At 67.2% G+C, this 25,823-nt stretch carries 19 protein-coding genes and 1 tRNA gene; 6 read left to right on the forward strand and 14 right to left on the reverse strand.

Translation table 11 applies throughout. The annotated features are described in order from the left end of the window. Positions 1 to 686 precede the first annotated feature (686 nt). Complete coding sequence (locus tag Poly30_RS15680) at positions 687 to 3,884, forward strand: ATP-binding protein (protein WP_419190238.1); 3,198 nt, start codon at positions 687 to 689, stop codon at positions 3,882 to 3,884. A gap of 256 nt (positions 3,885 to 4,140) precedes the next feature. Continuing rightward, positions 4,141 to 6,822 carry an FG-GAP repeat domain-containing protein gene (locus Poly30_RS15685; RefSeq protein WP_145198987.1) on the forward strand — a complete coding sequence of 894 codons (2,682 nt, stop codon included), beginning with the start codon at positions 4,141 to 4,143 and terminating at the stop codon, positions 6,820 to 6,822. Positions 6,823 to 7,001: 179 nt separating this feature from the next. On the opposite strand, the gene Poly30_RS15690 is transcribed toward Poly30_RS15685, so the two are convergent. Both Poly30_RS15690 and Poly30_RS15695 read right to left on the reverse strand, forming a co-directional pair. Continuing rightward, positions 7,002 to 8,606 (reverse strand): DUF1028 domain-containing protein, encoded by a 1,605-nt coding sequence (locus Poly30_RS15690; protein WP_419190239.1) that lies wholly within the window; start codon positions 8,604 to 8,606, stop codon positions 7,002 to 7,004. A 90-nt stretch (positions 8,607 to 8,696) separates the two neighbouring features. Then, positions 8,697 to 9,230 carry a LamG domain-containing protein gene (locus Poly30_RS15695; RefSeq protein WP_145198993.1) on the reverse strand — a complete coding sequence of 178 codons (534 nt, stop codon included), beginning with the start codon at positions 9,228 to 9,230 and terminating at the stop codon, positions 8,697 to 8,699. A 605-nt stretch (positions 9,231 to 9,835) separates the two neighbouring features. Between Poly30_RS15695 and Poly30_RS15700 the strand changes: the two genes are divergently transcribed. Then, on the forward strand, positions 9,836 to 10,543 hold the full coding sequence (locus Poly30_RS15700; RefSeq protein ID WP_145198996.1) for an Ntn hydrolase family protein: 708 nt from the start codon (positions 9,836 to 9,838) through the stop codon (positions 10,541 to 10,543). 14 nt (positions 10,544 to 10,557) lie between these two features. Here Poly30_RS15700 and Poly30_RS15705 read toward each other — a convergent pair whose 3' ends face one another. Continuing rightward, positions 10,558 to 12,354 (reverse strand): RecQ family ATP-dependent DNA helicase, encoded by a 1,797-nt coding sequence (locus tag Poly30_RS15705; protein WP_419190240.1) that lies wholly within the window; start codon positions 12,352 to 12,354, stop codon positions 10,558 to 10,560. A gap of 169 nt (positions 12,355 to 12,523) precedes the next feature. On the opposite strand from Poly30_RS15705, the gene Poly30_RS15710 reads away from it, so the two are divergent. Both Poly30_RS15710 and Poly30_RS15715 read left to right on the forward strand, forming a co-directional pair. Next, complete coding sequence (locus Poly30_RS15710; RefSeq protein ID WP_145199002.1) at positions 12,524 to 13,282, forward strand: prepilin-type N-terminal cleavage/methylation domain-containing protein; 759 nt, start codon at positions 12,524 to 12,526, stop codon at positions 13,280 to 13,282. An 81-nt stretch (positions 13,283 to 13,363) separates the two neighbouring features. Next, positions 13,364 to 13,927, forward strand: coding sequence for a hypothetical protein (locus tag Poly30_RS15715; protein ID WP_145199005.1), 564 nt, complete (start codon positions 13,364 to 13,366; stop codon positions 13,925 to 13,927). Here the strand turns inward: Poly30_RS15715 and Poly30_RS15720 are convergent. Together Poly30_RS15720 and Poly30_RS15725 are read right to left on the reverse strand one after the other, a co-directional pair. Then, positions 13,881 to 14,264: a hypothetical protein gene (locus Poly30_RS15720; protein ID WP_145199008.1), complete on the reverse strand. Its 384-nt coding sequence runs from the start codon at positions 14,262 to 14,264 to the stop codon at positions 13,881 to 13,883. The two genes, Poly30_RS15715 and Poly30_RS15720, sit on opposite strands and share 47 nt — an antisense overlap. 29 nt (positions 14,265 to 14,293) lie before the next feature. Further along, positions 14,294 to 16,681, reverse strand: coding sequence for a CARDB domain-containing protein (locus Poly30_RS15725; protein WP_419190241.1), 2,388 nt, complete (start codon positions 16,679 to 16,681; stop codon positions 14,294 to 14,296). 139 nt (positions 16,682 to 16,820) lie between these two features. Here Poly30_RS15725 and Poly30_RS15730 point away from each other — a divergent pair, with 139 nt between their 5' ends. Continuing rightward, positions 16,821 to 18,089, forward strand: a complete 1,269-nt coding sequence (locus Poly30_RS15730) for an MqnA/MqnD/SBP family protein (RefSeq protein WP_419190242.1) — start codon at positions 16,821 to 16,823, stop codon at positions 18,087 to 18,089. A 47-nt stretch (positions 18,090 to 18,136) separates the two neighbouring features. Here Poly30_RS15730 and Poly30_RS15735 read toward each other — a convergent pair whose 3' ends face one another. From Poly30_RS15735 to Poly30_RS15770, 9 genes are all read right to left on the reverse strand, one after another. Next, complete coding sequence (locus Poly30_RS15735; protein ID WP_145199015.1) at positions 18,137 to 18,322, reverse strand: histone H1; 186 nt, start codon at positions 18,320 to 18,322, stop codon at positions 18,137 to 18,139. Positions 18,323 to 18,576: 254 nt separating this feature from the next. Further along, positions 18,577 to 19,071, reverse strand: coding sequence for an EVE domain-containing protein (locus Poly30_RS15740; RefSeq protein ID WP_145199018.1), 495 nt, complete (start codon positions 19,069 to 19,071; stop codon positions 18,577 to 18,579). 21 nt (positions 19,072 to 19,092) lie between these two features. Continuing rightward, entirely contained in the window at positions 19,093 to 19,923 is an 831-nt protein-coding gene (locus Poly30_RS15745; protein ID WP_145199021.1) for a hypothetical protein, read from the reverse strand. A gap of 3 nt (positions 19,924 to 19,926) precedes the next feature. Further along, on the reverse strand, positions 19,927 to 21,009 hold the full coding sequence (gene floA / locus Poly30_RS15750) for a flotillin-like protein FloA (RefSeq protein WP_145199024.1): 1,083 nt from the start codon (positions 21,007 to 21,009) through the stop codon (positions 19,927 to 19,929). A 77-nt stretch (positions 21,010 to 21,086) separates the two neighbouring features. After that, positions 21,087 to 21,557 carry an NfeD family protein gene (locus tag Poly30_RS15755; protein WP_145199027.1) on the reverse strand — a complete coding sequence of 157 codons (471 nt, stop codon included), beginning with the start codon at positions 21,555 to 21,557 and terminating at the stop codon, positions 21,087 to 21,089. A gap of 7 nt (positions 21,558 to 21,564) precedes the next feature. Beyond that, positions 21,565 to 23,100, reverse strand: a complete 1,536-nt coding sequence (locus tag Poly30_RS15760; RefSeq protein ID WP_419190243.1) for an NfeD family protein — start codon at positions 23,098 to 23,100, stop codon at positions 21,565 to 21,567. A 124-nt stretch (positions 23,101 to 23,224) separates the two neighbouring features. Next, positions 23,225 to 24,181, reverse strand: a complete 957-nt coding sequence (locus Poly30_RS15765) for an alpha/beta hydrolase (RefSeq protein ID WP_145199033.1) — start codon at positions 24,179 to 24,181, stop codon at positions 23,225 to 23,227. Between the two features lie 53 nt (positions 24,182 to 24,234). Next, positions 24,235 to 24,333, reverse strand: a tRNA-Sec gene (locus tag Poly30_RS28540). Between the two features lie 114 nt (positions 24,334 to 24,447). Then, positions 24,448 to 25,758, reverse strand: a complete 1,311-nt coding sequence (locus Poly30_RS15770; protein ID WP_145199036.1) for a hypothetical protein — start codon at positions 25,756 to 25,758, stop codon at positions 24,448 to 24,450. Between the last annotated feature and the right edge of the window lie 65 nt (positions 25,759 to 25,823).

Genomic DNA, 25,823 nt, shown 5'->3' on the forward strand with positions numbered 1-25,823 from the left:
CACCTGGTCCGTTTGTTCCGGTACAAACGGACCAGGTGCAGTTGTGTCGGCTAGAGACTTCCAGGCCACCGACGCCAACGTCCATCAATAGCCGCGGCCGCGAACTGGCCTTGACTCATGTGGCGTCCGGGCCGCGCTGTCTTTGACCCAAAGCCCTGCCTTCCTCTCCAAGCGTTGGTTCTCCAGCGAGAACTTGCCGGATCTGGGGTGGGATCGGTCCCGCCAAACTGGACGCCGCTGGTGAACGAGTTTGCAAAAAGACTTTGCGAACGCTCAAGAAATGGCGTTTTGCCAGACTTGCGAAGGGCGATCCTTCTCTATCACTGAGTGCGGCCAGGCGCCCGATCGTCGAGCGTCCAGGTGCAACCCACCTATGTGCACTGCGTCGACCAAGCAGCCATCTCACTACGGTCGAGCCAAGGGTCGACCCGACCAGCCAGAAGAGAAGTCTACCGTTGCACGCCATGAGGAAGGAATTGAGCAGCGTCGACGGCACCTGCGGTAGAGTCCGAGCGTGCCACTGGCGAGGGCGTTTTTCCGCGCTCCTTCTTCTGTTCCTGATCGCAGGATCTGCAGGTGCACAGGAATTGTCCAGACCTGGCCCAACGCGAACGACTCTGTCGATCAGCGATGGATGTCCAACCACGACGATCGCTGCGCTTTGCTATGACGCCAGGGGATTTCTCATGGTCGGGACGACTGGCGGGCTGGCGCGTTTCGACGGCGCCCGCTTCGAGACCTTCCTCGCGGCCGATTATCCAGGATTGGAAGGCGACAGAATTCTGGCGCTCGATTGCGACTCCGCTGGCCGAATCTGGATCGGGCCCTATCTGGGGGCAGCTTGCATCTATGAGGAGGGACAATTTCATCCTGTCTGCGATGCCAAGGTCCTTCACTCAGTCAGGCAGTTCCATCGTTCCGCGGATGGCGCGACGTGGCTAGTGGGAGATCGACTGGGACGCATCCGGGACGACTCGCTCCTGGTCTTTGACGAGTCGCACGGCCTGAGCGCGTCCCTCGTTCATCGCATCGTGGAGGATCCGAATGGGACGATCTGGGCCGCCTCCGACCAGGGGGTCTATCGCCTTGACGACGCCGTCTTCGAGCGAGTCGACGAGCGACCCTCCCACTGGGTAATGACTGACTTCGATGGGTTCGTGTGGTCCCAAACGCATTCGGGCGATTTAGTTCCTCTCAACGGCCCCACCGTGGAGCCCATGGCGCTCGCCGAGGCCAGGATTCGAGGCGAATGCGAGCACGGTGAGTCCCGCCGACTTCTCGCCACGAGCCAAGGGATCTACGTGCTGACGCGGAAGCACGATGGGAGCACGGGATTTCAGATCCGTCTTTCCAAGTCTGCCGAGGAGATGAAGGGACTTCGTCGGTCGGTCAGCTGCCTTCTGTCAGGTCCGGGCCATGACCTCTGGATCGGGACAGAGCTCGACGGCCTGAAATACCTGGAGAGCCGCTACGTGGAACTATTGCCCCTCACCGAGGAGTTCCCCCGCTCCCCCGTATTCCACATTCATCCGTTGCCCGGACACCGTGCCCTCGTGAGTGGCGGAGATTTCGGGTTCGCCTTCATCCTGGACGAACGTGCAGAGCGGATCCCCGTGGAGGTCCTCGATCCTGATGACTTTCACTCCCTGGGCGCAGCTTCCACACCAGCAGGGACGTGGCTCGTGACGCGGGGTGGGCTGGCGAAGCTAGAAGGACTAAGGGTCGTCCCGGATCGACGCTGGCGTGGCCAAGCCCACTCGATCGCCGCGACGCAGGATGGCTCGATCTGGCTCGAGATCGAGGGGCACCTCCAGCAAGTCGTGCCCCCGGACGGATCCAGTGGAGACTCGAAGAGCTTCGCCCTTCCCCCCTGGGGCGTTCAGGCGATGTGCGCCGTCCGTGGCTCACTGATCATCGCAAGTCGAGGACAGCTGATGAGGCTTGACCAGTCCTCGGGGCATTGGGACCTCCTCGTCGACGTAGGGCACACCGGAATCCGTCAGCTCCGGCCTGGCCCGGGCGGGGAGATCTGGATCAGCACCTACGGGCAGGGGCTGTGCCGACTGGATTCGAAGGGGCGCCTGGATCAATGGTCTCGTGCAGCAGGTCTTCCTGACCCGTTCCTCGCGTGGATCGCCCCTCTCGACGAGAGCGGGGACCTCTGGGTGAACTCCAATAGCGGCGTCATCCGCGTTTCGATCGCCAGCCTCGATGCCCAAGCAGCCGGTCAAGTCGCCACTATTGAGGCGCAGTCCTTCCGCACGCCAGAGTGCAATGGAGTGCTGGGGGCAGCGCTCGGAAGCGACGCAATGGCTCTGCCGACTCTGGAGGGCCTCGCTATCTTCAGGCGCTCAGCGGTTCCGCCGCCAAGTGCCGCACCGCGGGTGCTGATTCGGGGCCCTCACGTCGACGGCGTGCCGGTCGACGAGAAGGGTCGCTACCATGGCCGCGTGAACCTGAGGTATGAGTTCACCGCTCCTATCTACCCGACGTCGGAACGCTCCTCGTTCCAGTACCGGATGGTGGAGTTCCACGAGCCATGGCAAGAGGCCGGCGCGGCGAGGGAGGTGCGCTTTGCCAGCCTTCCGAGCCGTACCTATACGCTGGAGGTAAGAGCCCGAACCCCCGCGAGCCACTGGTCGCTGCCGGTGCGGTCGATGACTCTCGAGGTCTCACCCTATTGGCATGAACGCCTCTGGACCCGCTGGATGCTCGCGGGCCTCGGATTGTTCGCGATACACCGCGTGTTCAGCCGTCGAACCCGCAAGCTCAGAAGTCGAAACCACGCACTCACCGTCGAGATGGAGCAGCGCAAGGCCGCGGAAGCGCGCCTCGCTTCTAGCGAAAGTCGCTTTCGTCGCCTCTTCCATACTGCGCCCTCGGCGATCATCTCATGGACTCCGTCGGGCACCTTGCTCGACAGGAACGAGCGCGCGGATCAGCTCTTTGCGTGGGGGCCATCCGATGTCCTTGACGTCCGCCCCGCAGAACTCTTCGAGGACCCGGAATTGGGGAGGGATACCATGCACCGGGCCTTTGTTTCGAGTGAAGACCTCTCCGTTGTCGCCATGACCAAGGTAGGCGACTTCCAGACGAAGCGCTGCAGGTGGCAGTTCGCCTCGACACGCTCGGAGTCTGGCGAGGTGACGTCCATCATCGCGATGATCAGCGACCTTTCCAGGCGCGATCGGGACGCCAGGACTCTGACAGAACTCCGAGAGAGCCTCGCTCGAGCGGAGGAGTCAGAGCGCAGCCGAATCGCGCGTGAACTCCACGACGACCTGTCTCAGCGATTGGCGGCTCTCTCGATCGAAGCGCATTTGCTCGATCGCAGAAATGACGCAGAGGACCATGAGTTCAGTCTTTCCGTCGGCTCGTTCCAGAGTGAGATCGATAGCGTTGCCACTCACCTCCACACCCTCTCCCGTCAGCTTCATCCGACCATCGTCGACGACCTTGGGCTCGTGGCGGCGCTCCGCTCGGAATGCTCCCGTCGAAACAACACGAACAGCGCCCGGGTCACCATGACTGTGAGCAACGACGTCGATACAGGGCCTCGGGAGACGGCCCTCGGCCTTTTTCGAATTGGCCAAGAGGCGATTCGCAATGCGGCACGCCACTCGGGAGCCAACGTGATCGATGTGAATCTCGAAGCGGTTGACGACTGGCTGGAGCTGTCCATCAGCGACGATGGCAGCGGCTTTGACGCAGACGAGTCAAGAAGTCTGAGCGGGATCGGACTCAAGAGCATGCGCGAACGCGCTCGTCTAGCGGGCGGGGAGCTATCCCTGCACTCTAACCCCGGTGGAGGAACGTGCGTCCGTGCCCGGGTACCGCGGAATGCAGATGCCCTTCGTCGGGCGTTGGCACTGCGGGAGGGCTGACCTACGGTCGCGAGTTGGGCGAACGGACCGCCGATCGCTCCCCGATCGACCCGTAGCCTCGATGCGTCACGATCGGGGTCGTGTGCGCTGCGAGAGAGCGCCGAGATTCCGCTGCTCCAGATTCATTTTGCAGGAATGGAGATCGAGAAGGTCCCCCCTGTGACCACGCCGCCGCTGAAAACTAGCTATCCGCCGCCCTCCTCGCCAAGACGCTCTTTCCGAACCCCCAACGCTCGGCTCCCCCATCCACACTGCCATGCTCGTCGTCTCCGTCACCCTTCTCGCCGCCCTCTCGCAGTCCCCCTGGGGAGAACCCGACCCCCTCGATGGCCGTGTGAGCACGGTCAGGTACCTCGACGCCGCCGACCTCGACGGCGACGGTCGAGAGGATGTCGTCATGACGGCCGTGAATCCCTTGCGGCTGGCCGCCGCGCGCGGGCTCGGTGGCGCGGAGTTTGCGCTCCCCCACGTACACGCCATTGCCCGGGAGACGACGCGGGTCGATAGCAGCTTCCAGGGACAGGTTCGCAGGATCCTCCAGGACCTTAACGGCGACGGCGCGCTCGATCTCTTCGTGTCCTACGGCTACGGACTCGCCAGCGGGCCGGCCGAGTTCTGGTGGTGCGCGGGCGACGGACAGGGCGGCTTCGGTGAGTTCGAGTACCTCGCCACCGTCCCCACCGTGGTGCTCGCCGTGGACGCCGCGGACCTCGACGGCGACGGTCTCCCTGAGATCGTGGTCGCCGGGTTCGACGGCGGCCATCTCGTCTACCTCGACGGCACCACCAGCGGTCCCGGTACCACGCTGAATCAGCTCATCGCCGGCGCGCCTGGCGGCCCCATCGTGGCCGCCGAGGACTTCGACGGCGACGGCTTCGTGGACCTTTTCGTCCGGATCGAGCCCGGCGGGACGGCGACCCCCGGGACCCAGATCCTCTTCGGCAACGGAGCCCTGCCTTTCACCCAGGCCGCCTCGGTCCCGCTCAGCTTCCAGGCGCAGAGCGTCATCGTTCGTGACCTCGACCTCGATGGAGACCTCGACCTCGTGGCGAACGGTGGCAACGGCGCGGCGACGGGGACCCTGGAGAACCTCGGCTCCCGAGCGTTCGGCCCTCTCCGCTGGTTCACCGGCAACATCCTCGGCGGCGCCCACCAGCTGGTGGATCTCGACGGCGACGGCTTGCTCGACATCCTCAGCCCGCTCTCCGCGACCGGCTATCGTGAGTCGCGCAACCTCGGCGGTATGAACTTCGGCGTCCCCATCCAGGTGAACAGCTTCCGGACGGCCGCGAGCGTGGCCTTCGACTTCACGGGCGACGGCATCGTCGACGTCGTGGGCCATGAGTCGTTCGAGCCCGACGATCGCCAGCTCCTGCGCGTCTTCGAGGGACGAGTCCCGGCCGCAGGCCCCTACGGAATGGTCGAACGGGGCATCGTCGGCGAGGCCTTCGCGGACACCTCCCTTCAGCCCATCGAAGCGAATAGCGATGGCGCCGCCGACCTCCTCGTCACGCACCGCGAGGATGGACGCGTGGCCTGGAAGCCCGCCCTCGGGAACGGCAACTACGGCCCCGAACAGGACCTCGTCTCCGTGGGTGCGAACGGCCCCGCTCCGGTGGCTGGTGACTTCAACGGGGATGGTCGGGATGATGTCGTCTTCTATTCGCCGACGGCCTCCGCTCTCAGGGCGCGGTACGGGGACGGCGCGGGAGGGTTTGGTCCGGAGGCCACCCTGCTCCCGACCTTCTTGCCTCCCACTGAGCTGCTGGCCGCCGACCTGGACGCGGACGGACGGCTGGACCTCGTCTGGTCCGTGATGTCCGGAACCTTCACCAGCCTCTTCTACTCTTTCGGCACGCCGCAGGGCGGGCAGAGCGTGCTCCAGCAGGTCCCTGGAAGCCTGGCCGCCTCCCAGGGCGTTCGCGCGGCCGACGTGAACGGCGACGGCCTCATGGATCTCGTGCTCACCTACGATCGCCGGATCGCCATCGCCGAACTCCGCCCGTTCGGCGCGAGCTTCACCTACCTGCCGCCCTTCGACGTGGTGACGCTCTCGCGCCCGTTCGAGTCCGCGGCGGTGCCAGGCGACATCGATGGCGACGGCCGGCAGGATCTCGTCTACGCGGACGACGCCCATGAGCAGGGCTGGTCGCGGGGACTTGGCAGCCTCGGCTTCGCGCCCGCCGCCACGCTCGTTCCGGAGAAGGTAGCGGGCCCGGCCGACGTGCGTGACGTGGACGGCGACGGCGACCTCGATCTCGTGACGACGCGGCTCATCGGATCGAATGATCGTCCGCTGCTGCCGAGCTGGTCCGAGAACCTCGGCGGCGCTCAGTTCACACCGTTCTTCGATGCGGTCGAAGACCCGCTCGAAGTCCGTGCCCAGGACTTCACGCTCCTCGACAGCGACGGGGACGGCGACCTCGACCTGATCGTCCAGGTGGAGACCCCCTTCAGCTCGGGTTACCGCTCCCTGTACGTCTCGTTGAACGAGACGATCGGCGCGCTAGGCAGCCAGGTGTGCTCTCCGGTGATCCCGAACTCGAGCGGCGCGATCGGGCTCTTGGAAGTCGAAGGCTCGACGGATCTTGCCCTGAACACGCTTCGCCTGCGCTCCAGCCAGCTCCCGGCCCAGGCCTTCGGCCTGTTCCTTTGCAGCCGCACCTCGACGAGCCACCAGACCGTACCCGGCTCGGTGGGAACGCTGTGCCTCGGCAACCCGGTCGGCCGCTTCGACCTGGCTTCGGAGATCCAGCAGTCCGGAGGGAGCGGCACGTTCGTCCTGAACGTCGATGTCACGTCGATCCCCACGCCGAACCTCGGCCGGATCGCCATCCAGCCGGGCGACACGTGGACCTTCCAGGCGTGGCACCGGGACGCCGCGACGGGCGGCGGAACGGTCTCGAACTTCACCCAGGCGGTGCGGATCGACTTCTGAACGAAGATCGGGCCGAGCTTTCACCGTCCAGGAATTGGCGTCATTCCGGTGGATCTGAACCGACACAAACGGACCTGGTCCGTTTGTGTCGGTTCAGATTCGCCGGGGTGACGCTGGCTTACAGGAGACGTCGAAGCGGTAGAGCCCACGCCTCGGCGCGGTCGCGTCCCGGGCCCGGATCAGAGCGTGATCTGCACCGACGCCGCCGGGGTCGCCGACGCGCTGCCGATGAGCGCGCTGAAGGAGATCTGGGTGCCGACCAGCGCATTGAAGCCGCCCGCGCGCGGCGCGAAGAGCGCCTCGGCGCGGCCTGCGCCGTCGAGGAGACCCGAGTTCCCGAGGAACGGCGCGCCGCCCGGCCAGACCTGCGTGAAGTCGAAGAAGCGGTCCGGGTTCAGGGGCACCATCACGCCGCCGAGGACCTGGCCCGGGGAGGTCCCGCTGAGGCTGCCGAGGATGCGGTAGGGCACGCTCGCGGACCCAGCTCCCACGCTGACGTAGAGCGGCAGCGGAAGGGCCGCGCTCGCCGACAGCTCGGCGCGGCCGATCAGGAGTTCCGCCGGGGCGACCGAGGTCACCTGGATCGGCGGGTAGAGCTGCACCGGCCGCGCCGTGCCGCCCGCGTCCACCAGCACCGCGAACGAACCGTCGCCGGTCTGGAAGGTCGAGACCATGTCGAAGCTGTGCGTTCCATCGCCGTGGTCGACGAAGTTATCGAAGGTCGCGATCGCGTCTCCCTCTGTCTGGGTCACCGAGAGAGCCTGGCCCCCGACGACGAGCGGCACTCCGTCGACGTCCACGAGCCGCACGTCGACGCGCGTGCGGGTCGCTCCGTCGGCCTGGAGCCGGTTCGCCCCCACCGAGACCTCCGACAGCACGTGGTCGGCGACGCCGATCAGGCCCGTGCGCCAGGCAGAGTACTGGTCACGCAGGGCCGCGATGGGCTCCTGGGACGCGTTGTTACCGACGTAGGAGAGGCGCAGGTAGTAGTCGCCGCTGGCGCAGCCGGTGGTGCCGAAGCAGGGGGCGTCCAGGTCGCCGGGGCGCGCGATCGCCATGAAGGCGTTGTAGGAAGCGTACTGGAAGCTCGGGGGCGGCGAGCCGCAGCCCTCGGGGTCCGAGGGCGTGCAGGAGCAGCGCCCGTCGCCGCCGGCGTCGCGGGCGGCTTCCATCGCGGCCACGATGCGCTCGCCGAGGTCGCCGTTCGTGCTCAGGAAGGCCGCCTCGCAGTCGAGGATCACGTTGTTGCCCGTGAGCACGTTGCCCTGGATCGCGTACTCGTACTCGCCGAACTGGCCGGTCAGGCCGTTCGCGAAATCGCCGTTCTGGGTCCCCGTGTGGGTCACCGGCGCGCCGGTGAACGTGACGATGCCGAACTGGCGGCGCTGGAAGCCGCCGTCGGTGGCCTCGATGTAGTCCAGGAGCTGCTGGGGCGTGGCGCCGCGCAGGGAGTTGCGGAAGATGATCCGACGATTCGCCGCGTTCGACACGACGAAGGACTGGGCGGCGCCAGCGGCGTAGCCGACGCGGATCACGGGCACGCCGGTCGAGATGTCGTAATTCGAGATGCACGTCGACGTTGCGACGGCCACCTCGCCCGTCAGGCGGTTCAGGACCACGATCGACCAGGTCGCGCTGGCGGGCGCCACGAGGAGCAGCGAAAGGCCAGCGATCAGCGCCGCGCGTCCGCTGCGGAGCGAATCCACGGCACGAGAGCGGAGTGAGCGGAGGAGGCCCAATGGAGCGACACGACGGGGAACACGGACGAAGTTGGGCTGACTCATGATCCAAGGATCCATCAGGGGGGGAGATCCGTCAACCTGGGGCGGCGACGGGAAGGGGCAATCGCGTGGGCTCTCCCCTAACGGGATGGCTCACTCAGCCACTGTTTCGCTCCGGACTCCCAGGCGGACGCTGTGAAGCACAGTACACGTGGCGAAGCTCGCGATCCCGAGCGGCAACGACGGCGTGACCTCGGGGCGCACACCGAGACGCTTGCCGGTCAGGTCGACATCGACGATCCCTTCACCGTTCACGAGCGCGCGCACGCGGTGGTCTTCGACCTCGATCAACACCGTTTGCCGTTTGCCATTCGGGAACTCGACGTACGTTCGCGTCGCATTCGTCGACGCGTCCTCACCGTCGATGCAAGAGAGGCCGCAAAGCGTTCCGCCCCACCCTCCGAGCACCAGCGTGAGGTGTCCATCGCGAACCGGAAACGTGACGCCGAGGAAGAAGTCGGAGCCGTACTGCCGCGTCGCCTGGACCTCGAGCGAGTAGCTCCCGGAAGGTGGTTCATCGAGGTACGTGATCCCTGTCAACGGGACGCCGATGGGAAGCACGACGCCGTCTTCCAGGACGTCGAGTTCATCGCTGTCGCCATAGACACCGGCTTGCCAACGATCCATCTCGTCGACATCGAAGAGCGTCGACCAACGCCGTGACAAGGGAAGCTCCTCGATCGCCGGCGTGTGCGTCACAGCAGCGCTAAGTACTTCACTTTCAACGCTCAAGGGCCTCTCGGCGCGCGAGAGCAACGCTCGGTCCGCACGTTCGAGCCACTCGTCGACCGGTGGAGCCGATGCCGCGCACGCGCTGAAGAGAACCAGGAGCGGCACGCCAAAAGCGACGGCCAAGATCACCGGCAAGGCCCGCAACCCGAGGGAGTCGAGACCGTTCTCCAGGGGGATGCGGAGGCGGCTCCGCCCCCCTGCCCGAACCACCGCAGCCCTGCCTCGATGTGAGGCAGCGCGGCACCATGTCCCATGTCTCATGGAGGTGCTCATCGGCCCCATCCCGGCCCCTCCAAGCCCCTTTCCGGGGCCCCGGTCGCCCCGACCTGATCCTTGCAAAGAGAAGTCCTCCAGACCCCCTTCCAAGCAGACCGAATCCGGCTAGTGTCCAGGGGCGGCCTCGCCTTATCGCCCGAATCGCCAAAGATTTTCGCATGCTCGATCCAGCCGCTCGAGCCCTTCCATTCGTCCGCCATTTCCATCGCTGTACAGCCTGATCCATGACCACCGTCGTCGTTACCAAGAAGAGCGGATTCGTCTGCATCGCCGCAGACACCCTGGCCACCTACGGCGACCTGCGGGAGAGCGCTGACCTCATCGCCAACAGCGACAAGCTCGTCCAGATTGGAGACGCGTGGGTCGCGCCGACGGGGCCCGCCTCCGCCCAGCTCGTCCTCAAGCACTTCGTCGCGGGCTACGAGGAGCTGCCGGTCCTCGAGGACATCGACAGCATCTTCGACTTCCTCAACACGTTCCAACGCGCGCTCAGGGACGACTACTTCGTGCAGGGCAAAGAGGACTCGGGCGACGACTTCGAGTCGATGCGCATGGAGCTCATCATCGCGTCCCCGGGCGGCGTGTTCGGCGCCTACCCCCAGCGCTCCGTCCAGGAATACCGGCGCTTCTACGCGTTCGGCTCGGGCGCCGAGTACGCCATGGGCGCGATGCACGCGGCCTGGGATACGGCCGTCAGCGCCGAGGAGCTGGCGCGCATCGGGATCGAGACGGCCGCCAAGTTCGACCTGGGAACCGGCCTGCCGCTCTCCCTGCGGACGATTCCGCTGCGGGAGACGAGCGATCCGCGCGAGGCGTCCCTGTTCGACACCGCCGGTTCGCGCGAGACCCGTCTCGACGAGGCCAACGGCCACGGGATCAGCAACGGCCATTCGAACGGTCATTCGAACGGGCACTCCAGCGGCGTCCGCTGAGCCGCTGGTGACGATCAGGTCGTCCCTTCGATTTTCACCACTCGCTTCCGCCGGGGGTCCACGGTCCTCCGGCGGAAGTCGCCGATACTCTCGATGGTCAGGCGCAGCGCGCGGCCCGTCCCCTCGACCTTGACGACCTGGCCGAGGTGCCGGTCGTCGACCTTGACCCAGTCGCCGCGCTGGAACGGCTGAACCCCGCGTTCGTCGTCCTCGCTGGAGGTGCGCTGATCGTCTCCAGAGCCAGAAGTTTCGGCCGTTCGCACCGCACGCGGCTCCATGTGCTCGGCGCGCCACGCCGCCGCGTCCTCGGTGTTGTCACAGCCGAACGCCTCTTCGGCGGTGAAGGGCAGGCCGAAATGCTCCGCCAGGATCTCGCGGCGAGGACGCTCGTCCGCCTTGGCGAACTCCACCATCGCGAGCAGCGCGCGCAGGTCGTCGTCCAGCTTCTCGCCGCTCCCGAGGAACTCCGGAAGCTCCGCCGGATCCAGAGCGCGCGCGATTTCCAGGTCGTGCGTCTCGAACGACCCGCGCGTCACTCCGAGCACCTCCAGCCACTTCAGCGCGATGCCGATCCGGTTGTCGCGGCGCTCCTTCACGAGTAGCTCCTTCCGCAGATCGTCCTCGTCCTTGATCGCGAGCCGCTCCCCCCACGCGGCCATCGTCTCGTAGACCATGACGACGTACTCCAGCGTGGGGTTGGCCCAGCGGACGAACGTGTTCTGGATCGCGATGTCCTCGGGGAAGTAGATCAGCTCGCACCAGGAAGGCTTGCCGTCGCGGCCCGCGCGCCCGACCTCCTGGGTCCAGGCCTCCAGCGTCCGCGGAATCTGCGCGTGCAGCACGAAGCGGATGTCGGCCTTGTCGACGCCCATCCCGAAGGCGTTCGTGGCGAGCACCACGTGGCGATCGGAGGCCATGAAGCGCTCCTGCATCTCGCGGCGCTCTTCGGCCGAGAGCTTGCCGTGATAGACGAGCGTCTGGACACCGCGGCGCAGGAGCTCGGTGTGCATGAGCTCGAGATCCTTGATGAGCGCCGAGTACACGATGCCCGGGCCGCCGATCTCCAGGATGCGCTCCAGGATCACGTCGATCTTCTCCTCGTCGCTGTTCACCTCGGTGACCGCCATGAAGAGGTTCGCGCGCTCGATCCCCGTGCGCAGGATCAGAGGATCCCTGAGTTCCAGCCGCTCCGCGATGTCGTCCGCCACCTCCGGCGTCGCGGTGGCGGTCAGCGCGATCGCCGGCACGCCGCCGAGTTGCTTCCGGTAGAGACCCAGCCGCGAGTAGTCAGGCCGAAAGTCGTGCCCCCATTGACTGATGCAGTGGGCCTCGTCCACCGCGAGCCGGGTGATCCGGAGTTCGGGGAGCGCGGCGCTGAAATCGGGCTGCCGAAAGCGCTCCGGCGTGATGAAGAGCAGGTCGATCTCTCCTCGCCGCGCTGCGTCGAGCCGCTTCGCGCGCTCCCTCCCGGAGATCGACGAGTTCACGTACGTCGCCCGGATGCCCCTGCGCCGTAGCCCGTCGACCTGGTCCTTCATCAGCGCGATCAAGGGACTGACGACGAGCGTGATCCCCTCCACGAGGAGCGCCGGAAGCTGATAAACGAGCGACTTGCCTGCGCCGGTCGGCATCGTGAGGAGCACGTCGCGCCCCGCGAGCACCGCGTCGATCGCCTCGGCCTGGCGGCCCCGGAAGGCCTCGAGCCCGAAGGTTTCGCGCAGAACGCGGAGCACCGGCTCCGAGCGGGTGTCCAGGGGCGGAGCCTCCAGCGGCCTGGAGTTCGGAGGGTCGTCGTCTGAGTCCATCGACATGGCCGGAATTGTGCCCGCTGGGCGGGCCAGATGGGTCCACTTCGTCCGTGGACGGCCCTCGATGGGCCGGGGCCCGTTCCGGGACGCCCTGGGGATTCCCCGGGTGCCCTCACGGGTGACCCAGGTTCGATCCGATACGCCTTCATGGGGCTGAGGGAAATGGAGAACCATGCATAGAAACGACCGCGCCGGATTCACGCTGATCGAACTCACCATCGTCGTCACGATCATCGCCATGATCGCGGCCGTGGCGATCCCGACCTATGTGGCCGCCCGCTCCAGCTCCAACGAGAGCGCCGCAATCGCCACCCTACGGCACATCGCAACCGCACAGGCCCAGCTCGTCGCCTGCAGCGCGATCGATTCCAACGCCAACGGCGGCGGCGAGGTGGGCTACTTCGGCGAACTCACGGGCGCGACGCCGATCCGCGTGTTCTCCGCGATGGGACCGGCCCTGGGCGGGCCGCTCCAGCGCCTCGACCCGGATCTTCTCGGTGTCCGCTTCGAGCGCATCGTCTCCGACGGAACCGATGGGGTCGCCATGGCAGGCGGCTACTACTTCAAGATGTTCCTCCCCGATGCGAGCCCGCTGCCCCCGGTCAACGGTATCGGCGAGGACCCCTTGGGCGGCGCTCGCTCCGGAACCCTGCCCGGCGCCACGAACTCGGAGCGACTCTGGGCCTGCTACGCGTGGCCCGTGAGCCACGGCCGCACCGGCCACCGCGCGTTCTTCATCAACCAGGACGGCGAGGTTCTGGCGACCCAGAACTTCCCCGCGCAAGCCGGCGGCTCGTACTCCGGCGTGGCGCGCGTACCGGCCGCGGACGCGGTCTTCTCGCAGCCCTCGGACATCAGCTCCAGGCCGGCGACCGCGCGCAGTGGGCTCGCCGCCCAGGACCAGCTCCTCTGGTCCCGCGTCGGCGGCTGATCCCTCGAGTTCACCGCAAACGATCGAAAGAGCCCTATGATGGCGGTGCGGCGCGCTCGCTTTCGCGTGCCCCCCCCATCCATGCAGAGCTTCACTCCATCGATCGCCGTGGCCCTCGCGCTCGCTGCGCTCTTCTCCTGTGCGTCGACCGGCCAGGGCCAGAGCGCATCGATCGAGCGCATTCGCGAGCGACATGCGGCCGAGCTGGACGCGTTCCACTTCGAGCAGCAGCGCCTGGCCCGTTCCGAAGGCATCCGTCAGACGCTTCATTTCGGCCCGCTCGGGGATCTCATCGTCCACGACGTCGAACTCATCGGCTGGCCCGGCGCGGAGACCCTGCGCTCGGAGTTCACCTGGGTCAACTCCGGGGTGCGTACGCGGCGACCACCGATCGTTCAGCTATCCATCATCGACGAGGCCGGCGATGACTGGCGCTCGGCGGAGTTCCCGCTCGGAGTGACGTTCGGGATCGAGTACGGGAACGGCAGCACGCACTCCGCGTGGCTGGAGGTGCCGACGGATGGGCTGCACCTTCGCCCGAACTGGTCCTGGGGCATGCAGCTCCTCGCCCCTGAAGATGCGCCTGGCCGAGATCGCGCTACTGCGAGCGCTGGTCCATCGGCGGGCTCATCGACTGGCCTGTAGGTACGGCTCCGCGCCGCTGGAGCAAACCAGCCTCCCAGCCCGCCGGCACGGCCCAGACGTCGACATACCCGCCGTCGTCGTCCGGAACTCGAACGTCGCGGCCGAGGAACACGAAGGGTTCATCCAGCGGACGTGCCTCCGCGCCCGCTCCCTGGATGACCCGGGCCGACGCTTGCTCGGGTGCCTGGGCCGCAGCCCACACCGTCAGAAAAGGAACCAGCACCGCAGCCACCGCGATCGGCAGCGGGACGACTCGCTGGCCGCGCCATGCGACGGGCAGTCCCGAGCAAGACCGCGTTTGTGCTGTGCGGGGGAGCGGGTAGGTAGGTTCGTTCATGGCGTTGGCCTCTGCGAAAGGTGAGTCCGCTACTGGATGACGTACGTGTCCGGGTCCACGCCGCCGTTGTCGCTCTCGTTGTTCTCCGTGACCGCGCCGAGGTCGTCGACGAAGGCCCCGATGCGCCAGCTACCGGGCGCGGTGCCCGCGGGGATCTGAACCGACGTGGTCGCTCCATCGGTCGCCCCGGCGAGGAGCCCCGAGAGCGTCCGCGTTCCAAGGAGCGTGTCCGTGGTGTCGATCGTCGCGTCGTCGGAGAGGTAGATCCCGATCCTGAGCGGACCGGCGTCCACCGTGCCCTCGTTCCGGATGGTCTGGTCCACCTGAAGGGTCTGGCCGGCCGTGAAGGGTCCAGCACCGACCGCCGTCACGGACGCGACGACGAGCTCGGGCCTCGGCGGCGGCGGCGTGCGCACTTCGAACTGGCCGAGCGCCACCTTCACGTTGTCCGTTTCGTCCGACTCCGCGACGACGCCCTGCCAGTCGGCGAGCATCCCGATCGTGTACAGGCCGTCGGGCAGGTTCGCGGGCACGAACACGGGGGCGCTGGCCACGGAAGCAAAGCTTGCACCGAGACCGAACGGCACGAGGCGATCGCCGATGCGCGTGTCCGTGGGCTCGATCACCCCGTCGTCGGAGAGGTAGACGCCGATGCGGAAGAGCGTCGTCGAGGCGTTGCCGGTGTTCCTGACGCGCGTCACGACCTGGAAGCTGCCTCCTGGCGCCGACACCATTCGTTCGGGATCGAAGAGTTCGGACACGAGGTTCGGCGCGGCGGCGCCGCCGCCGGTGACGTCCAGGAACGTCGTGGAGACGATCAGGTTGTTACCCTCGTTGATCTCCGGCTGCTGGTTGTTGTCGTCCACCCAGAGCCCCACGCGGTAGGAGCCCGCAGCGATTCCGCCGGGGACCGAGAGGTCGACGTTGATGCCCGCGCCCGCGCCGGGACTGAGCGCCTGAAGATCGTGGGAACCAAGGAGGATGTCGTTCGTCGTCACGGAGGAGTCCGTCGACAGGTAAACCGACACCCGCACGGGTGCGCTGTCCGCGACGCCGCGATTCTCGACGTCGTCGCTGATGCTGAGTACGCCTCCGCCGCCCGCCTGCACGATGGTCGGCGAGAAGGAGAAGGACGTCGCAACGAGGTCCGGGAGCGGCGGCACCGTCACCGTCACGCGGTTCGCCGCGACGAGGCCGTTGTTGCCCTCGTCCGTCTCCGGAACGATCAGCGACGAATCCGCGTAGACGCCCACGAAGTACTGACCGCCCGGGGTATTGCCGGGAATGACGAGACTCATCGGCCCGGAGCCAGATCCGCTGCCCACGGGGAGCGTGGAGATCGAGCGCGTTCCGACCAGGATGTCCTCGGCTGGATCGATCGTGGAGTCCTGGGAGAGGAAAACGCCGACCTGAAAGAGCGGAGATGCGTTCGCGCCCTGGTTGAGAACCGACTCCTCGACGGTGAGCGGCTGGCCCGCATCGACCGTGAGCGGCGCGAAGGAGATCGACGAGGGCGCGAGGTCCGGGAGCGGCGCAGCCGCGACGGAGAGCGTGCTGTTCGCCGCCTGGCCGTTGTTGGTCTCGTCCATCTCGACGATGGAGTCCAGGTCGTCGACGACGGCGCCGACGAAGTAGTTGCCCGCCGAGACGAAGATCGGAACGGTCATCGGCCCACTGCCCGACGCAGTCGCGCCAACGGCGAGGGATGGGACCGAGCGCTGGCCGATCAGGAGGTCCGCGCTCGTCACCAGGGCATCCGAGGACAGGTAGATCCCGACGCGGAAGGAGCCTGACGCCTCGATCCCCTGGTTGCGCACGGTGTCCGAGACGGTGATGGTCTGGCCGGCTTCGATCGCGTTGGGGCTGAATCCGACCGACTCGACCACGAGGTCCGGGTGACTCGGGGGGGCGACGTTCAGCGCCACGCTCGAGGCCACGGTGTTGTTGGTCTCGTCCGTCTCCGCGAAGGCGTTCAGGTCGTCGACGAAGAGCAGCAGTCGATAGGAACCGTCCGCGGTCGAGACGGGGATCTGGACGGTGCCAGAGGTCGAGAAGACCTCGTCGGCGGCGAGGCCGGCCGAGGTCCAGGTGCTGAGGCGGGTGTCCGCGGCGTCGAATACCACGTCGGTCGAGAGGTAGGCGCCGACGCGGAAGCCCGTGACTGCGTCCGGCCCTTCATTGACGAGGGACAGGGAGAGCGCGAGCATCTCGCCCGCTTCGAGGCCCGTGGTGGCCGGGACGATACTCACCGCGACCAGATCCGCGTCGACTTGGATGGATCCGCCGCCTCCGCTGCCGTCGCCGCTGCCGTCGCCGCTGCCGGCGCCGCTCCCGCTGCCCGATCCAGAGGAGCCGCCCTTGCAGGAAACGACCAGCGCCATCGCGGCGAGCAGGTGCCAACCGCGCCAACCCCGCATGAAATCCATGGTTCTGCAGGGTGCTCCGGTGGACGCTTCGTACGAAGAGGTGGACGCCATCGCTCCGCATCCGCAGGCGGACCGACACATGGGGCAGATCAGCCCCAGGAATGGAGCAGGATCGCCTAGATTGACGAACGTGAAGCCATCCCAACCGCAAGAAGGCGCCGAGCGCGTCCTCCACGTGGGCATCTCGACGTGCCCGAACGACACCTACCTCTTTCACGCGCTGCTCCAGGGCAAGATCGAAACCCCGGGTCTGCGCCTGAACATCGAGCTCATGGACGTCCAGGAGCTCAACGATCGACTGAGCCGCGGCGAGTTCGACGTGGCCAAAGCGAGCTACCATCTCGCCCTGCGACATGCCGACGAACTCGTAGCGCTTCCGACCGGCTCCGCGCTCGGCTTCGGCAACGGCCCGGTCCTTCTGGCGCGCACGGGGCTCGAGGACACGATCCCCGGCCCCGAGGACCGCGTGCTCTGCCCCGGTGCCGAGACCACCGCGACCCTGCTCTACCGGCTCTTCTACAGCCTTTCGGAACGCCGCTCAGCCGAGCCGGAGCAGGTCGTCTTCTCGGAGATCATGCCCGCCCTGGAGAGCGGTGAAGCCGACTACGGCGTCTGCATCCACGAGGGGCGCTTCACCTACGAGGAGAAGGAGCTCTGCCACATCGAGGACCTCGGGGCCGCCTGGGAGAGCGAGACCAAGTCACCGCTGCCCCTGGGTGGCCTCTTCGCGAGACGAACCCTCGACGATGAGACCATGGACCGCGTCCAGGACGCGCTGTGGCGCTCCCTGGCCTACGCCGACGACCATCGGGAGGAAACCCTTCCTACCATGGCAGCCCACGCGCAGGAGCTCGATGAGCACGCCCTCTGGGAGCACGTCGACCTGTATGTGAACGGCTGGACCCGGCGGCTCGGGCACGAGGGCGAAGCCGCGATCCAGGCGCTGGGCGACTTCGCCCGGGAGAAGGGCTTGCTCTCCCAGGACCAGGCGTTGGAGGTCTTCGTGCCCAGGGCAGAGCGCCGACTGTTCCACCTGATCCGCGCGGACGGTGAGTTCGAGGCTCTTTCGGTGGACGAGATCCTCGAGGGTTACCACGCAGCCTCTCTGGACGAGGAGGGCTTCGTGCACTTCTCGTTCGCCCACCAGCTCGGGGGCACGCTCGAGGCCTACTTCGCCGACGCGACCCGGGTCCTGCTCCTGGAGATCGACCGGGCCGCCGTGCTGGAGGACCTGCGCATGGAGCCCTCGCGCAGGGGCGAGGACTTCCCCCATCTCTACCGTGCGCTCGCGCCCGGGAAGGACGTGCTCCAGTGCTGGGAACTGCGCCCGAGCGACTCCCAAGAAGAAGGAGCGCCGCGCTGGCCCGAAGGCGAGCGGACGCTCCTCTTGAATCCCTGACCACCGCGGGGGTGGCGTCAGGGACGCTGAACCTTTCGATCAGCTGTTCACTTGGTGCCGCCTGCGTCGCGGATCTCGAGCATCTCCTTGCGGAGCTCCTGCGCGATCGCCTTGATTTCCTGCATCGACTTGCGGACGCGGGAGGTCGCGGCCTTGTTGCCGGCTTCGGCTTTCTCGATGTCTTCGCGGCAGGCGTTGACGGCTTCCACGAGCTGGTCGTAGTTCTGGCTCATCTGGGATGGGGGCTGTAGAGGAGAGGGGTTGGGGCGGGTGAATCCGCAGGGCTCGGGCTGTTGGGCCACCTGAGGACCCCCACAGGACGACACAGAATAGCCCCTGGATCAAGGGGCAACCCCTCCCCAGGGGCCAAAAAGGGCGATTGCGGGGCTCCGAGAACGACCTCCAAAGACTCCCTTGCGGGTCATTCAGGCCCCAAAAGAGACCCAATTAGTCCCCCAATAACACTCCCCCAACGAATCCAACCATCTCAGCCCAGATCCGCCGCCTTGAGCCCGCCCATTCGAAGGACCTCACGGAAGTGAGCGGCGCTGACCGGCTGGACCGAGAGTCGCTGGCCCCTTTGGATCACGGCCATCTCCGCCAGTTTCGCGTTCGCTTTCAGCGCGTCGAGCGGGACGTACTCGGGCAGCTCTGCCTTCGCGCGGACATCGACCACGATCCACGTCGGGTCCTCCACCTTGGCCTTCGGATCGAAGTGGCTGTCGTTCGGATCGAACTGAGTCGGGTCCGGATAGCCCTCCCTCACCACCTCCGCCACCCCCACCACGCCCGGCGGCTTCGTGTTCGAGTGGTAGTAAAGGACCAGGTCCCCCACCTTCATGTCATCGCGCATGGTGTTGCGCGCCTGGTAGTTGCGAACGCCGTCCCACAGCGTGGTGCTGTTCTTGGAGGCGACGAGGTCCGCGTACGAAAAGACGTCCGGCTCGGACTTCACGAGCCAGTAGCGCTTCTTGGTAGCCATGGAGAGATGCAGGTCTGCCGATCAGTCCGGCAGGTCGGTCAGGGTCGGGGACGGGCGGGACGAAAGAGGGGTACCGAGCACCTCCCTCAGGACGAAGGCTTTCTGCCACGGCGTGAGCGGCTTCTTCAGGCGCCCGAAGAGGACTTCGGGGTCCTCTCGGACCAGGTTCGCGGGCACGGGCGCCGCGGCCAGACGCCCCGGCTGATTCGCCACCGTGGCGGCGGTGACGCCGCGAGCCTGGGTCCCGCTCATCGGGCTTCCGGCCTCGACCTCGTCCTCGGTCGGGATGCGACGTAGCTTCGCATCCGGCACGAGGTCCCTCGTCATCGCAGCTTCGTCGTAGGGATCCCCCACGAGGTCTACCGAGTCCTCCCCGTAGGAATCGGCGTAGGAATCGCCCCCCAGGAGATCGTTCGCGCGATATACCGGCGCGGTGCTCTCACCGGCCGGACGCTCGCCGAAACGTGCCGCAGGGGGCGCCGACTTGGGGACCGTTGCGCGGCTGACGGGAGGCCTGGCTGGAGCCGCCGTCGACGCCTCGGAGGGCGCGCGGACGTCGACGTCCGCGCGCTCCAGCTTGCCCTCGAGGATCTCCTCGAGCGTACGCTTCCGACGGGCAGGGCGCGGCGGGCCGGCGGCTCCCTTCGCCTGCTTCCCTTCCTTTTCTTCGAACTCCTTCCGCTGCGTACGCGCCGTCTCCATGATCCCACGCAGGATCGGCCAGACGATCACGAAGAACACGATGATCCATCCGAGCACGTCCTTGAAGGGGCTCTCGGGTGCCTGGGGGCGCTGGAGCAGGCCCAGAGGGCCCGTCCAGTCGCAGCCTGCGAATGACGTGAGAAAGCTCACGGCTCAGTTGGTGGGCGCTTCGGTGGTGGCGCCGGTGGAGTCTCCACCGATGCTGCGGCGCATCGTCGTGTCGGACTCGAGGTTCTTGAGCCGCAGCATGTCCATCACGCCGAGGTTGCCGTTGCGAAGGGCCTCCGCCATGGCCGCGGGCACGAGGGCCTCGGCCGCGACCACCTTGGCGCGGTTCTCCTGGACCTGGGCGATGAACTCCTGCTCGGCCGCGACCGCCATGGCCCGGCGCTTCTCGGCGAGCGCCTGGGCCACGCGCTTGTCGGCCTCGGCCTGGTCGGCCTGGAGCCGCGCGCCGATGTTGTGGCCGATGTCCACGTCCGCGATGTCGATCGAGACGATCTCGAACGCCGTACCCGCATCGAGGCCGCGGTCAAGCACGGTCTTCGAGATCTGATCCGGGTTCTCCAGCGCGCGCTGGTGCGTTTCCATGGAACCGATCGTCGAGACGATACCCTCGCCCACGCGGGCGATGATGGTCTCCTCGCCGGCGCCGCCGACGAGGCGCGCGATGTTGGTTCGCACCGTCACGCGGGCCTTCGCGAGCACCTGGATACCGTCCTTCGCGACGGCCGCCACCTCGCTCTTGCCCTTCGTGGGATCCGGGCAGTCGATGACCTTGGGCGTCACGCTGGTACGCACGGCTTCCAGCACGTCACGACCCGCGAGGTCGATGCCGGTGGCCGTCTTGAAGTCGAGGTCGAGGCCCGCTTTGTTGGCCGAGATGATCGCCGCCACGACGCGCGGCACGTTGCCGCCCGCGAGGTAGTGCGCCTCCAGATCGTTCGACGAGATCCCGTTGATTCGCGCCTGCACCAGGTTGATCCGGCCCGCCACGATGATGGTCGGGTTCACCTTTCGAAGGCTCATCGCGAGCATGTCGAACAGGCCGACGTCCGCCCCGGAGAGCACGGCCTGAATGTAGAGCTTCGCGTACTTGAGGAAGAGGACGAGGAACGCGAGCAGAAAGAGAACCAGGAAGACGAGGCCGATCGTCTTGGCCAACCCCTGGAGCTGACCTTCTGCTGCAATGGGATCCTGGAGCGCGAACACGCCGAAGGCGAGTAGTTGAGACATGGTGGTTTTGGCGTTAGGGGGATACGTCAGCGGATCGCTGACCCGTGTGTTCTTGGGAGCGGACTCGAAGCCCTTCGTCAGGCCCGGGCCACGATGACGCGGTTCCCGGAGACCTCGACCACCACGATGGGCTCGCCGCGGTCGATCAATTCGCCTCGGCTGACGACGTCGACGCGCCGATCCTCGATTCGTGCGATGCCAGCCGGTCGCAGGGGCGCCTCGACGATCCCCGTTTTACCCGCCAGGCTCTGGTCGCGCCGATCGACGCCGGCGCCGTCCTCGAAGCTGTAGCCACGTGCCATGAGCTTCTTGCCCATCGGTGTGCTCGGGAAGAGCTTGATCCCGAACGTCATCACGAGCGGAACCAGCACGGCGGTCGCCACGAGCATCGTCGCGCCCGCTCCGGTGTCCTCGTAGAAGGCCATCCCGATGGAGCCAGCGATGCAGAGCGTCGCAGCCAGCCCGAGCAGGCCCATGCTCGGAACGAAGACCTCGGCGATGATGAGCACGAGGCCGGCTGCGAACAGGAGAATGATGGTGGTCGTCATGCGCGAATCAGGTGATTGGGGGCGTGGCAGCGGGCCGTACGACGAGTCGACCGGCGGCGACCTCGATCACGGTGACATGGGCGCCCGCGTCGATCAATCCTGACTCGGAGCGCGCCTCGTGCTCGACACCCGCAGGGTCGCCGTCGAGGACGACGATACCCACCGGTCGGAGCGTCGTCTTCGCGCGCCCGGCAGCCCCGCGACGAGCGTGGCTCGCATGGGTGGATCCCGGCCGGCTCTCGGGCGACGCATCGGCGTCCCCGGGCGCATCCGGCGCACCGCCCGCCAGCACCATGCGACCGAGCAGCGGCGTGTTCGGCAGGTAGCGCGAGAGGAGCCAGATCGCCGCGAGCGACACGGCCGCCGTGAGCGCCAGCTGGAACGTCGCGTCGAAGAGGATCTCGCGGTCCCAGGCGCTCTGCATGGAGAGCCCCGGGCCCACCTGGCTCATGAGAAGGCCCGCGATCAGACAAAGAGCCCCCACGAGCCCGGGCCAGATCGTTCCCGGCAACACGAAGAGTTCGGTGGCGACGAGCGCCACGCCGATGCCCGCGAGCACCATGTGCGGCACGTTGGCCAGCCCGATCAGATACTGCCCCGCGAAGAGCACCACGAACGCACACAGGCTGAGGATCCCCGGGACGCCGAACCCGGGCACCTTCAGCTCGATGTAGCCGAAGACGAGGCCCAGGAACAAGAGCAGGATCCGCATGCCGTGAAGCGAAGCGAGCAGGTCCTCGGCGCGCGTACTCTCGAGCTGGACCACCCGTACGCCCGCCATCCCGTCCTTCGCAAGGACCTCTTCGACGGTCTCGGCGAGCGCATCGGCGAAACCGTACTGGATCGCCTCGCGACCCGTGATCGCCCAGAGTTCGCCCTGTCGTACCACGGTGCCGACGAGTTCCGGTGCCTCGCCCCGTCCGACCATGTCGTTCCACTGGACGCCGCTGATCAGCTGCTCGACGCCCTCGATCTTCACGCGTCGCACCTCGGTCTCCGGGTCGATCATCGCCTGGGCGAGCAGCGGAGACTGACCGTGGGATTCCGCCCAGGCCCTGACCCAGGCGCGGTAGGCGGACGCGTACTTCTCGGCCGCGGGCGCCATGCCCCCGGGCGTGAGCTGGACCGCCTGGGCCGCTCCGATCGTCGAACGCTCGCGCATGTAGAGGGACGCGGCGCTGATGTAGATCCAGGTCCCCGCCGAGAGCGCCTCGTCGTCCACCCAGCCGATCACGTGGACGCCCTCCTTGACGGCCTGGTCGACGGAGCCCGCGAACTGTCGCATGCGCGTGATCTCGCCCCCGGGCGTGTCGAAGGCCATCACGAGGGCCGCGTCCGAAGCCTTGGCCTGGCTCACCGCCCTGAGGAACAGGGCCTGGTGCCCTGCGTCCAGCGGGCCATCGATGCGGATGACGTAGGCGCCTACGGAATCGATCGGCTCCTGGTCGGGCAGATCCGCCTGCGCGGAGGCGGCAGCGGCAGCGCTACCGAACGGCGCGAGGGCACCACCGCCCAGGAGGCAGACGAGTGCGAGGAGGGCCATGAGCCCGTATCGGGGACGAGAGGTGAGGTGGAGCATGGAGGCGTGGCCCGGAACGAGAAGCAGGGGTCCATCCTACCGATGGGCCACCCGAGCGCGGTGCGCTACCCCCTGGGGAGTCGACTATTCACGAATCCCCTTCGTGGGGTCGCTCCACCGGACGACCGGGAGCAGGCTGGGTGAGGAAGGCCACGCCGTCGGCCACCACCCCGGGGTCCTGGAGGATCTTCCGATGGCCGAGACCATCGACCTCGCGGAGACTCGCCCCCGGCCAGTGCGCCGCGACGTACCGTCCGCCTTCGATCGGAACGTCGAGGTCGTCGATGGAGTGAAGGATCCGCAGTGGCTGATCGAGTGTCTCGACGAGCTTGTGGAACTGGAACTCGTCCGCTCGTTCGCCGAATCGCTCTTCCATGAGGCGGATCAGGTCCGGCAGCAGCTCATCGCTGCCAGTGACGAGTTCCAGGTAGCGGGCGAAATACACGAGCAGATCGTCCGGCGGGGACAGATACACCACGCGCGTCTTTCGCCAGCCGTCGGCGAGCAAGAGGCTCGACGCGAATGTCCCCATGGAGTGCGCGACCAGAGCCGCAGGGCCGTCGCATCCTTCGGGAAGCACCGCCTTGGCCACGCACCGGAGCGTGTTACGCATCGTCGGCAGCGAGCAGCGCTGACCGTCGGACTCGCCGTGCCCCACGTGATCGAACGTCACGACGGAGTAGCCGGCGGCCCGGAGCGGCTCGACCCAGGCCCCGAGCTGACCGCCCCGCCCCTCCCAGCCGTGCACCAGGAGGGCCGCGCCGCGGGAAGTTCCCGCCTCGGCGTCGGGCTCGAACGTCCAGACGGCGATGCGCTTGTCACCGTACAGGACCTCCGACCGGACTCCCCGGGCGAGGATGGCCCTCTCGCGCTCCGGCACCGGGTGACGCCTCGGCTTCACGAAGAGATGGGCCACGAGCCGAGCCGCGAGCCCCCTCGAGACGAACCGAAGCGACCTGAACCCGCCGCGCATGAGGCGTAGCGACAGAGGCAGATCGTGGGGATCGATCGCTCGCTGGCTCGCGGGATGTGCGGTGACGGCCATTCGATGCGCTCCGCATCGGACGAAGCAGCGGCGGACTCGGCGAAGCAAAGAAATGGCGGGAGTGCATGGGAATCGAACCCACCGGCCCCGCTGTTCACGAGGCCCAAACCGGCTTTGAAGACCGGGCGGCACACCAGCACCGATCCACTCCCGCAGAGCGCTCAGGTGTAGCAGTTCGGCACAAGAAAAGCACTCCCGGAGTCGTCGAAAGACTCCGGGAGTGCCTACCTGTCAGGGGCCCCCTTCCGGGGAACTGCCCCCTGGAATCAGAGGTTGAAGCCGCCGTCCGTGAACTGGAGCCGTTCGATACCGAAGAGCGTGTCGAGCTGCTCGTGGCCGCCGAGGACATCCTCGACGATGACGCGGTCGGGGAGCACCTCGACCCGGTAGTCCGAGAGGGGGCCGCTGAAGACCGCCGTGTCGAAGCCGTCACCGCCGTCGATGGTGTCGTAGCCGCGGCGCCCCTTGAGGTTGTTGTTCCCGCTGTTGCCGGTCAGGATCGAGTCGAACGGTGCGCCGAAGATCTCGCCGCTGTTCGTGCCGGTCATGCGGACGTTACGCAGGTGCTGGGAGCGGGCACTGTAGGGCGTGGACTGGCGGCGGAGGCAGTCGAAGTTGCCGGTGAAGCTCTCCGGGAGGATCGCCTCGAAGGTGTGATTCGTTCCGAAGAAGTCGTCGATCCACTTGGAGGCCTGGGGCAGCGCCATCTCCAGGGACCCGCGGTCGATGGCCTCGAGCGTGCCCGCGGCGCCACGGGCGATGCCGTCGCCGCTCGGATCGTGGCCGAAGACCCCGCTGTGCACGTCCATCAGGGCGGTCAGGAAGACCCCGGTGTTCTCCGCGGCGGGCGTCCCGGCGCGCGGCGTGAAGAGACCGTTCGTGATGGCGCTGGCCGCGTGGCCATCGAGCTGGCTGGCGAAGGAAGCGCGCGCGGGAACGAGACCCGTGCGATGAACGAGGGCGGCGAGGACGCCGAACGAGTTGTCCTCGGCGGGCAGCGCCGCCATGTACTCCGGGGAGCCCTCGAGCACGATGTGATCGGCCGGAAGCGCGACGCTCGAGGCGCCGACAGCGGCGAGGAGATCGGCGATGTCCTGGTCGTTCGGATCGATCGAAGCCGTATCGGTGAAGAGCGCGGCGAGAGCACCTCGGTTCACCATGGCGGCGACGACGTCGTCCTTGTTGGCGCCTTCGGGACTGCCGGCGACGGGAGAGACGAGCTGCTTCAGGATCGAGCGGCTGCGCGTGATCTTCGCGTCGGAGACGCCCGGCTGCGCGAGGAGGTGAATTCGGCCCGCGCTCGTTTCGACCGCGGTGTAGCGGGTGAACAGCTTCGTGAAGAGAGGGTCCACCGTATCCGGCACGTCGACGATCCGGTCGCCATCGAGATCGGCGTCCAGGTCGATGTCGTCGAGGGACTCGGTCGGGGAAGCGACGCCGCCCCCGCCACCTGCGCCGCCGCCGCCGCTCCCACCGTCACCGGAGGAGGTGGAGATCCCGTCACCGCTCGTGCAGCTGACGCTGAGTAGACCGAGGGAAGCCGAGAGGAAGAGAGCGGAGAAGCGAGAGTACTGCATGGCGGTGGATGGTCTTGGTCTGCGCGAGAACGTCGGGCCCCTCCCGTGTTCGCGCCAGGTAACGA

It is taken from the genome of Saltatorellus ferox, assembly GCA_007751475.1.
Classification (GTDB): domain Bacteria; phylum Planctomycetota; class UBA1135; order UBA1135.